General features: G+C 37.9%; 9 protein-coding genes and 2 riboswitches. Of the genes, 4 read left to right on the forward strand and 5 right to left on the reverse strand.

Features of this window, described 5'->3' with window-relative positions; translation table 11 throughout:
- Positions 1-473 precede the first annotated feature (473 nt).
- Together Q1A47_RS11230 and Q1A47_RS11235 are read left to right on the forward strand one after the other, a co-directional pair.
- Positions 474-1,211 carry a MerR family transcriptional regulator gene (locus Q1A47_RS11230; RefSeq protein WP_121604426.1) on the forward strand — a complete coding sequence of 246 codons (738 nt, stop codon included), beginning with the start codon at positions 474-476 and terminating at the stop codon, positions 1,209-1,211.
- 243 nt (positions 1,212-1,454) lie between these two features.
- On the forward strand, positions 1,455-1,598 hold the full coding sequence (locus Q1A47_RS11235) for a hypothetical protein (protein WP_161629286.1): 144 nt from the start codon (positions 1,455-1,457) through the stop codon (positions 1,596-1,598).
- A 341-nt stretch (positions 1,599-1,939) separates the two neighbouring features.
- Here Q1A47_RS11235 and thiE read toward each other — a convergent pair whose 3' ends face one another.
- The 5 genes from thiE to thiW form a co-directional block, all read right to left on the reverse strand.
- The gene (gene thiE, locus Q1A47_RS11240; RefSeq protein ID WP_121605847.1) at positions 1,940-2,521 is read right to left on the reverse strand and encodes a thiamine phosphate synthase; all 582 of its coding nucleotides are present in this window, start codon (positions 2,519-2,521) and stop codon (positions 1,940-1,942) included.
- A gap of 39 nt (positions 2,522-2,560) precedes the next feature.
- Positions 2,561-3,334: a hydroxyethylthiazole kinase gene (thiM, locus tag Q1A47_RS11245; RefSeq protein WP_026682466.1), complete on the reverse strand. Its 774-nt coding sequence runs from the start codon at positions 3,332-3,334 to the stop codon at positions 2,561-2,563.
- Positions 3,331-4,137, reverse strand: a complete 807-nt coding sequence (gene thiD / locus Q1A47_RS11250) for a bifunctional hydroxymethylpyrimidine kinase/phosphomethylpyrimidine kinase (protein WP_026682467.1) — start codon at positions 4,135-4,137, stop codon at positions 3,331-3,333. Before thiD ends, thiM begins: the two co-directional genes overlap by 4 nt.
- On the reverse strand, positions 4,137-4,823 hold the full coding sequence (tenA, locus tag Q1A47_RS11255; protein WP_026682468.1) for a thiaminase II: 687 nt from the start codon (positions 4,821-4,823) through the stop codon (positions 4,137-4,139). The genes thiD and tenA overlap by 1 nt, the downstream gene beginning before the upstream one ends.
- Positions 4,824-4,887: 64 nt before the next feature.
- Positions 4,888-4,990, reverse strand: a riboswitch (TPP riboswitch).
- Positions 4,979-5,476, reverse strand: coding sequence for an energy coupling factor transporter S component ThiW (gene thiW / locus Q1A47_RS11260; RefSeq protein WP_026682469.1), 498 nt, complete (start codon positions 5,474-5,476; stop codon positions 4,979-4,981). It overlaps the preceding riboswitch by 12 nt.
- A gap of 204 nt (positions 5,477-5,680) precedes the next feature.
- Positions 5,681-5,792, reverse strand: a riboswitch (TPP riboswitch).
- Between the two features lie 279 nt (positions 5,793-6,071).
- Here thiW and Q1A47_RS11265 point away from each other — a divergent pair.
- Positions 6,072-6,266, forward strand: a complete 195-nt coding sequence (locus Q1A47_RS11265; RefSeq protein ID WP_051388418.1) for a DUF2642 domain-containing protein — start codon at positions 6,072-6,074, stop codon at positions 6,264-6,266.
- Positions 6,267-6,279: 13 nt separating this feature from the next.
- A complete protein-coding gene (locus Q1A47_RS11270) occupies positions 6,280-6,480 on the forward strand; it encodes a hypothetical protein (RefSeq protein WP_026682470.1) in 201 nt (66 codons plus the stop codon).
- Positions 6,481-6,829: the final 349 nt, after the last annotated feature.

Below are 6,829 nucleotides of genomic sequence, written 5' to 3' on the forward strand. Positions count from 1 at the left end.
GGTTGACTTTTTTACAATGGGTAAAGTGAAAATCGCTATCCGTGAGTATAAAAGCAGCTGTGTTACTTCATGCTAGCGTTGTAGAGCCTGATAATAGCGAAGGGCGGCCACTTCAACTCCTGTGGGAAATGTTTGACCTGAAGATCCACTTTTTTGAGCGGGTTTTGCTAAAAAAGTTAGCTGAAGGACAAACCCCACGGAAAGGGAAGTGGGCAGCCGGAGTGGCGGTCAAGCAGTAGCTATTATTCCATAATAGCTACTAGAGAAAGCGTAAATCTGAGCATTTAGTGATAAGGACTGAGCGAATTTTGCTCCGTTTTTTTAAACTGAAATACTTTGTTTCCGGTTCTTTTTGTTTGGATATAGCGATTGGTAACCTGTATTTAGAATTTAAATATGCTGTTAATTATTTTTTCTATTGACTCTAACGTTACGTTATACTTTATAGTAAGTTTACAGGGAGGTTAACAGCTATGAAAGTAAAGGAAGTAGCTGATTTGGTTGGGATTAGTGTGCGCACACTACATCATTATGATGAAATTGGGCTATTGACTCCCGAACAAACAACCGAATCAGGATATCGCATTTATTCAGAGAATGATCTAGAACGTTTGCAGCAGATTTTATTTTTTAAGGAACTTGATTTTTCTTTGAAGAAAATTAAAGAAATTATTGACAGCCCTTCTTTTAATCAAGCTGAGGCCTTAGAGATGCATCGCAAAATGCTGCTTGATAAAAGGAGGCGAATCAATACAATGATTGGAACGATTGATAAAACATTAAAGTATAAAAAAGGAGAGATTGTAATGAGTAATCAAGAAAAATTTGCCGGATTTGACTTTAGTCATAATCCTTATGAACAGGAAGCGCGAGAGCGTTGGGGGGATAAAGCAGTTAATAAATCGAATGCAAAACTTAATAGCTTCACAAAAGCTGAAAAAAAAGAGTTTGAGGAAACGTTCCATGCGATTTATCGTAAATTAGCCGAAGTTCGTCATGAAGATCCTGCCTCTGAAATTGCTCAAGAACGAATTGCTGAATGGTATCAATTCTTAAATCGTATAGGAACGTATTCACTAGAAGCTTTTAAAGGACTAGGCCAACTATATGTAGATGATGAACGTTTCACAAAAAATATCGATCAATATGGTAATGGTTTAGCTGTATTCATGCGAGATGCGATGACTGCCTATGCTGATAATCTTCAATAAATAGAAGGAGGCAGGAATGCTTCAGTCTCTTTTCGGTTAATCATGCTGAAGTTTTTACGAACAGTTTATTATCTATAGAGCTATGTGCTTATTCCCTTCAGTCGTTATGGTAGTTCTAAAGGCTACTTTATGTAATAGGATTGCTACTATATTACCAAAATTCTGATTTTTATATACAATTAGAGAGTGACAGTGTATAGTAAAATGTAGATAGATTATTATAAAAGGAGTAGTGATAAAACAATGAAAAAGTTATTGCTGGGTAGTTCCATTCTTACCATGCTTCTTTTCTCGTCTATTTCAGCATCGGCAGCAGTGTCACCAGATTCCGGTGTGAATGGGTGTAAAGCGGGGAGTAAACACCATTGTAAGCGATATGAACTATAGATTTATGTTGATGAGCCTGTAGCTTGGAGCTACGGGTTCTTTTTATTCAAGTGGATAAATATGGGCGTGTTGAGCCGCGGCCAGCTTCAGCGACCAGAAACGATGCGACTTCACGAATCGCTCTAATCTAATTCATTATTGGCTCGGAAGCTCACCATGATTCTTTCTCTCGCTCCAGTCGCTACGTTTCTAATTGGGCGCTTTGCTTTTATTCGTATAAAGAGTCGCAGGATTGACGAAAAAGCAAGCGTAAAAAAAGCTGTGCCGATTGTTTTTTATTGGGCACAGCTTTAATTGTTTTGTGTGCTATTTCTGCACTCTTTGAATATAGATTGTTACTACTATAATTGTAGAACAGCTTTATTAATATCTTCTGCAAGGGTTATAGCGGATATGATCGCAACCCCATCCGCTCCCGCTTGGATAACAGAAGCTGCATTGTCTGTAGTGATACCACCTATACCCACAATTGGCAGGGAGGGATAAGCTTGTTTGATATCTTTTATCCAATTCGGTCCAATCGCTGATTTAGCATCCTCTTTTGTTGTAGTAGAAAATATTGGCCCCACTCCTAAATAGTCAACAGAGGAAATGGGACTATTTACTAATTCTGTTTTATTTGATACAGAAAGGCCGACCCATTTATTTGGAAAACGCCTACGTAATTCCAGAGCAGATACATCATCCTGACCAACATGGATACCATCTGCATCTAATATTTCAGCAAGTTCTATGTCATCGTTAACGAAGAAAGGTATACGATAGTTTTGACAGATATTCCGAAGTTGTTTTCCTAAAATAAATTTTTTATAACCAGTTAATGACCCGTTTCCTTTTTCTCTAAATTGAAATGCTGTTATACCAGCTTTTACTGCTTGTTCCAAAATATGCTTTGGATCGTTATGGCAGTTCTGACTACCCATAATAAAGTATTTTCTTAGAGCATCCTTTAGCTGCAAAGATTAATTAACTCCTTTCAATTGATCTAAGTCTTTGGAAAGGGCGTCTATAAATGCTGGTAAGAAGCTTCCAGGACCAAGCACATATTCTTGAGAAGCCGCGTGTTCAGCAGCAAGTCCATAAAACTGTACTGCTGCCAATGCCTTAGCTTCTAGAGCATGATTAGTTGTTAAGCATGCAGTTAGAATAGCTCCTAATAAGCAGCCTGCACCAGTAATTTTTTCTAGCCATACATGACCAGTCGTGTTGTGAATTATTTTCCCTTCACTGTAAATTACATCCGTCTCACCAGTAACTACAGCAGTTGTATGATAGGCTTTGGCAACTTTAACGGCAATTTCTTCTAGATTACCGTCCCCAATTGACTCAACACCTTTTGTTTTCCAAGGGATCTCCACAAGCTGTGCCATTTCACCAGCATTACCTTTGATTGCGGTAAACTGTACTTCGTGTAGCAAATGCTTTACAGCTTCTTGGCGAAAGGTTGTAGCCGCTACGCCAACTGGGTCAAGTACGACAGGGATACCTTTTTTATTTGCGGCTATTCCTGCTAGTTTCATAGCTGATAGCTCGTTTAAAGTTGTTGTACCAATATTAATAAGTACACCATTCGCAGCGGTAGCCATTTCTTTAGCCTCTTGTTCTGCTTTTGCCATTATCGGTGCTCCACCAAAGGCTAAAAGACCATTAGCTGTAAAATTCATGACTACTTCATTGGTTAAGTTATGGATCAATGGTTTTTGTTCTCTAACTGCTTGAATAATGGATTGTGTCATTGTTCCACCCTTTCTTTGCGTACCGCCCAATGATTTGTAGGTCCGTTACCGGCACCAAGTGAAAAGGAGTATTGAATAGCAGCTGTTACATACTGTTTCGCCTGCTTTACAGCTTCGTAAAGTGGTAGACCTTTACTTAGATGAGCAGTAATTGCCGCTGAATACGTACAACCTGTACCATGTGTATTCTTTGTTTGAAACCGCTCTGCTTCGAACGTGTAAAGCTTATTCCCATCATATAAATAGTCGACGGCTTTACCTTGCAGGTGGCCACCTTTAACAAGTGCTGCGCGTGCTCCAAAGCTTTTGACGATCTCGAAAGCCGCTTCTTGCAAATCACTTGTATTATCAATAGATTGTCCTGTAATATACTGTGCTTCAGGAATATTAGGAGTAACTACAGTCGCTAATGGTAATAGCTGCTGTTTGAGAAACGATCGAGCATCTTCCGATATTAATGGATCGCCACTAGTTGCAACCATGACAGGGTCCATGACATAGTTCACAACTGATTTGGACAAGTGCTCTGCAATAACCTGCATCATATCTTTGTTCGCAATCATACCTGTTTTTATGCTATGCACAGGCATATCTGATATAACTGAGTTTAGTTGCTCATTTATCATCGTAACAGGTAGATGGTGTACGTTTTGCACACCGGTTGTATTTTGTGCCACAACAGAGGTGATTACAGACATTCCATATACGGTTAGTTCTTGAAATGTTTTTAGGTCTGCCTGTATGCCAGCACCGCCACTCGGATCTGTTCCAGCAATAGTCAGCGCGCAAGGTATGCTATCCATTAGCTGTTCACCTTTTCTGCGTTTGGCCATGATTCACATGTGTAGGCCATTTCCCAGAATTTAAGCTCCAGCTGGCAGCTTTTTCGAAAAGCTTCTCTAATGAGATCTTTTTCATCCTTGGCAGCATTTTCTGCAAGTATATCCAACCGTTTTCTCAATTCAAAGGTGGTATTATCTACATCACCACTTGCATAGAAACTAATCCAATCGTAAAAAGGGTGATCTTTATTAGGATTATACTGCTCCATTAATTCCCTACCAATTTCTAAGTATGTCCAAGGGCATGGAAGTAGAGCTCCTAGTATCTCACTAGACGTTCCCATTTGTGCATGATACATCATATGTTTAATGTAATGATCTGCAGTAGGTGGCAAAGGGTGTCCTTGTAAGGACGCATAGTCCACACCGATATGATTGCAGAAGTTATGATGTGGGTGGATTTCATCGTTTAATATAAAATTTATTTGATCAAAGAAATAAGCAATATCATCACGTTTCTTTGATTTGGATAGCGCTATTCCATAAATTTGCATAAAGGCATTTAAGTATTCAAAGTCCGCTTTAATATAATGTGCGAGCGCATCTTTAGAAATCTCGCCAGTCCCTATCCCCTGAACAAAGGGATGATTAAAAATAAGCTGGAAAATATCATTGTTTTCTTCTCTTAATTGATCAGTGAAATTCATATTTAGCCTCCTTCTATTATGGGAAGCCACTAGAGGTGTAAAAGTAGATAAATAGAGGATAATAATATGTTCCCCACTACTTTCCTGCGCTGGTATTATCCAGATCAGGTTCAAAGGGACAAAGGAAAAGTCCTTATCTCAGCAACAAAGCGCCCCTAGTAGTTTCCTTGTACGCGTATCGTATCTTCTTGCTTTACTCGTAATAAAATGAACCAGCCAATAAATGCGCCAGTTATGCTACTTACCAAAAACGATGGCATGAAAATGAAAGCGCCAGCAGCACTGTCCATAAACAATTTAGCAAATGGAACCGCTATGAATGATCCGATAATACCAGTACCAATGCTTTCTCCGATCACAGCCCACAGCTTTCTACCAAACCACTGATAAAAAAGCCCAGCAAGGAAAGCACCAACCATTGCTCCCGGAAAAGCAAGTAATGTACCAATCCCCAGCATATTTCGTAAAATTCCAATCATAAAAGCTATGACTACGGCTGGACCAGGTCCCAGTATTACTGCCGCCATTACATTTACTGCGTGCTGCACTGGATACGCTTTAGCAATTCCAGCAGGAAACCATAAGAATTGTGCTCCTAATGTTCCAATTGCTACGAAAATTGCCATCAATGTTAATACGTGCGTTCTTCTCACTTATTCCCTCCTTTCTATAAAAAGTGAGCATAGGACAACAATAGGAATTACCGACAATATGCGGTATAGCTTACGTCCTACACGCCTCTCCCCAGTAGCTATGGATGCTAAAGGTAGACAGCAAAGCATAATATACATCCACTCTGTTCTTATGAAAAAAACCAGATCCTCCATGGACCTGGCTTTGTGTAAGAAAATAGAAAGACGTTGCGTCTACTACTTCCCTCCGCTGGTATTAACCAGATCAGGTCCATAAGAGTTAGAAACGTCACGTGTTTCCTCTCAGCCCACATATTGGGCACCCCTAGTAGTTAAGTAACTTGTGAATTTAATTATGCTTTCAGCAACTAACTGAATCAAGCATAACAAATATATTGTTATTTGTCATGGGAAAAAGAATATAGCGTATTAACCTACAGAGTTATTTTTATAAACGCGTAATTTTAATATCACTTAAAGATAGCAGTCTATTAAGTTTTATTTATAGTTATATGATATTTGTTGAATTTATGTTATTTGGAAATAAATGCCCTTACGACAAGATGAATTTAGCATAGGGTAAATAGAGATATATTAAAGAAAGGGTGAAGATAAAATGGTAAGCACTCCCTCTACGATTAGAGAATTACTTCAGAGTTTGGTGAACGAACAGATAGAGATCACTACTCCTTTTGGAACAGTAACAGGGACTCTTTTGAAGGTTAGATCTGACTATGTTGTCTTAATTGAAAATACAGGAGAACAAACATTGATTCGAATAAATAAAATTGAGTTGATTACTGAATTATAAAGGAGGAATAACGATGTTTTTATATACTTTTTCTGCTGAATTGAATACACGTGTAGGTTCTAATGTTGAAGTAGCTACAGATAGTAATTTAATAGAAGGTATTCTTTCGAACGTGACATCACAATTAGTACTTGTTATTGATGTTAGTAATGGTTATGGAACTGAAAAAATTTATATATCTTTGAATGCTATTAATTTCGTGCGATTTACGTAGCATAATCTAACATTTAGTTTTGTTCAATCTTCAAATGCGAAAACAGGTATGATTCTTCTTCTTTTTGAAGGATTATACCTGTTATTATAGTTTAACGGTATGGAATGTAGAGAGAGAATAAAAGGTCCCATTAAAAAACAATTATAGAAACGTCCAATATATGTATTCCTCTTAAAATACGCACTTGCTGGACAAACCTTGAATTAGTTCTTCAATTTGTAAAAATGACAGATTAATTGAATAGTGTGAAGGAACCTCGCATATATAATTTACTGAATCAATTTCATAATTGCTGTTTTTAAAAATGCATAGAGTTGTTCCTTGATGATTTTCAAGTTTTTTTAATAAA

It is taken from the genome of uncultured Virgibacillus sp. (assembly GCF_947495635.1).
Classification (GTDB): Bacteria; Bacillota; Bacilli; order Bacillales; family Amphibacillaceae; genus Virgibacillus; species Virgibacillus salarius.

Excerpts from the sequence above, each read along its gene's own strand:
- tenA (WP_026682468.1), bottom strand. The coding sequence starts at position 4,823 with ATGAATTTCACTGATCAATTAAGAGAAGAAAACAATGATATTTTCCAG.
- Q1A47_RS11230 (WP_121604426.1), top strand. The coding sequence starts at position 474 with ATGAAAGTAAAGGAAGTAGCTGATTTGGTTGGGATTAGTGTGCGCACA.
- thiM (WP_026682466.1), bottom strand. The coding sequence starts at position 3,334 with ATGACACAATCCATTATTCAAGCAGTTAGAGAACAAAAACCATTGATC.
- thiE (WP_121605847.1), bottom strand. The coding sequence starts at position 2,521 with ATGGGTAGTCAGAACTGCCATAACGATCCAAAGCATATTTTGGAACAA.
- thiD (WP_026682467.1), bottom strand. The coding sequence starts at position 4,137 with ATGGATAGCATACCTTGCGCGCTGACTATTGCTGGAACAGATCCGAGT.
- Q1A47_RS11270 (WP_026682470.1), top strand. The coding sequence starts at position 6,280 with ATGTTTTTATATACTTTTTCTGCTGAATTGAATACACGTGTAGGTTCT.
- Q1A47_RS11235 (WP_161629286.1), top strand. The coding sequence starts at position 1,455 with ATGAAAAAGTTATTGCTGGGTAGTTCCATTCTTACCATGCTTCTTTTC.
- Q1A47_RS11265 (WP_051388418.1), top strand. The coding sequence starts at position 6,072 with ATGGTAAGCACTCCCTCTACGATTAGAGAATTACTTCAGAGTTTGGTG.